The sequence below is a fragment of the Microcoleus sp. S13_C3 genome, assembly GCF_036700905.1.
In the GTDB taxonomy this organism is placed as follows: Bacteria; Cyanobacteriota; Cyanobacteriia; order Cyanobacteriales; family Microcoleaceae; genus Microcoleus.
The window spans coordinates 1-2738 of sequence record NZ_JAUBPT010000317.1 but is presented as its reverse complement, the minus strand read 5'-3'; the positions used below and the strand labels follow the sequence as shown (position 1 = coordinate 2738).

The 2738-nt window shown below is 44.3% G+C and carries 1 protein-coding gene; it reads left to right on the top strand.

Features of this window, described 5'->3' with window-relative positions:
* Window positions 1–2738: beta strand repeat-containing protein (locus QUA16_RS36275; RefSeq protein ID WP_445305427.1), on the top strand; the 2738-nt coding region annotated here is incomplete at both ends.

Genomic DNA, 2738 nt, shown 5'->3' with positions numbered 1-2738 from the left:
TGCGGGTAATGTTACATTCAATGGTGCAGTTGGTAATCCCACAAATGCGATCGGCAATTTAAAAGCTAACTCTACAGTCACAACCGCATTTAATCAAACAGTCAATGCCACGAGTTTGACTACAGATATTGGTGGCACAACTCAAGTCAATGGCAATGTCACTACAATTGGCAGTCAAACTTATGGAGATGCTGTGACTGTTGCAAATAATCCGATTATTTCAGGCAGTGGCGTTACTTTCAATAATACTGTTAACGGCAGCAGCGATTTAACTCTGAATGGGGGTACTGGTAATGTTACATTCAATGGTGCAGTTGGCAATACCCAGGCATTAGGAAATATTACCGCTAACTCTACAGGCACAACCGCATTTAATCAAACAGTCAATGCCGCGAGTTTGACGACAGATGCTGGCGGCACAACTCAAGTCAAGGGAAATGTCACTACAACTGGCAGTCAAACTTATGGAGATGCTGTCACTGTTGCCAATAATCCGATTATTTCAGGTGACAGCATTACTTTCAACGATACTGTTAACGGCAGCAGCGACTTGACTGTAAATGCGGGTGCTGGTAATGTTACATTCAAAAGTACGATCGGCGAAACAACTCCTCTCACAAGTTTAACTGCCAACAGCAAAATATCTTTAGGCGGCAATGTGACTACAACCGGCAGTCAAACTTATGCAGATGCAGTGACTGTTGCCCCAAACTCGGTGTTTTTAGGCACCGACATTACTTTCAACAAGACAGTTGACGTAGCTGGAAATCTCGGTATTGCTGCTGAGAATGTTAATCTCAAAGGAACTGTAACAACCACCAATGACGGCACGCTCACAATTACTAATAAGGTGAATCTCAATATTGAGAAAAACCTGAACTTAGACGGTGCCTTTATTCAAAATGGCGGGGGAAATGTTGCGGTTAGCGGAAATATCACCACAACTAATGATAACATTAGTTTTAGGAATCCAGTGACATTAAAAGCTCCGGTAAATTTTACAGTGGGAGAGGCAACAATTGCTTTCGGTTCTACTTTAGCTGCAGGTGGTAACCCGCTGAATTTAACAGCAGGGGAAATTAATTTTTCGGGGTATGTTTCCGGTACGGGTGCGCTAACGCTGCAACCCGCAACAGCCGGACAAAATATTGTTGTTGGCGGAATTGATAACAATACTAGCGCTTTAGATTTGACTGCATCGGAACTTAATTTGATTCAAAATGGATTTAGCTCGATCGCGATCGGGCGATCGGATAGCCGCGCCAATATTAGTATTCCCTATAATCTCACATTTTTAGATCCAGTAAATATTCAAACCGGAACCGGTACGATCGCACTTGATGGCACTATTACCGGACTTGACAACAGCAGTGTTGCTCTCCAAGGTTCAAGAATTAATTTGAACTATGGCATCAATACAACTAATAATATAGATTTGACGGGCAACGTTCAACTAGGAAACCCGGTTAATCTCAAAAGCAGACTTGGTAGTATTAATATAAAAGGTGCGATCGACGGCAATCATTTGTTGGGCTTAGATGCCGCGAAGGGTAATGTGCTGCTGCAAGGGAATATCGGCGAAACAACGCCATTATCTGTTTTGAACGTTACTGCACCCAATGCGGAATTTATCGGGAATGTTAAAAGCAATTCTGGTTTTAACATTACGGCTTTAAATACTAAAATAGGCGGAAATATTACGACTAATAACGGCAACATTAATATTAGCAATGCTTTGGTTTTGACAAAGGATGCGATATTTAGTACCGCAGGGGGAAATATTGCTTTGGGTGCGATCGACAGTGACAGCATTAATGCCCGCAACTTAACTCTAGCCTCCGGTAGCGGCAGCATCACTTTCAACGGTTCAGTGGGGGCCACCAGCAAGCTAGGAAATTTGGCGATCGACAATGCTGGCAATGTGACAGGAAACTCGACAATTAACGCGCAACAATTGACAGCACTAAACACGGAAAAAGTCAACTTATCGGGAGATGTCACCGCCGCCAAAGTCGATATTACTGCCAAGGGCGATATAAGTGTTAAAAATATTACTACTAATGGCGGAGAAATTCTATTTACAAGCGGTAACAATTTCACCGCAGGCAATTTGAATACATCGGGAGACAGTGGCGGCAACATAACTGTTAAGGCGATAACTTCAATTACGGCGGGACAAATTAACTCTAGCGGTATAGTCGGAAATGCCGGCAATGTGTTCTTAGATCCGATCGGCGATATTCAAGTAGAGTTTATCAATGCCCAAGGCGGTACAGGCGGCACCGGCGGCGATGTCACAGCAATAACAGGCAATTTTTTCCGCGCTACTGGTACTTTTTCCACCCAACTTTCCCCGACGGGATTTGCTAGCATTTCTACTGCGGGCGGCACAGGTGGTGGCAAAATTACAATTGTCCACGCTGGGGGAGATGGAGGGACGCCGATTCAACCGTTTGTGGTGGGGGATGCTGCTAGCAACGGTACGGCGGGTGCAATTACAACGGGACAATCAACCATTACATCGCAGTCGTTTCCCCGTTCTAGTAGTGTTGGTAATATTGTGTTTTCAACTGATGACGCGATCGACCCGACACCAACGGAGCCAACTCCACCTGATGTTGTCACTGTAAATCCCCCTGATGTTGTAAATCCCCCTGATGTTGTAAATCCCCCTGATGTTGTAAATCCCCCTGATGTTGTAAATCCCCCTGATGTTGTAAATCCCCCTGATGTTGTAA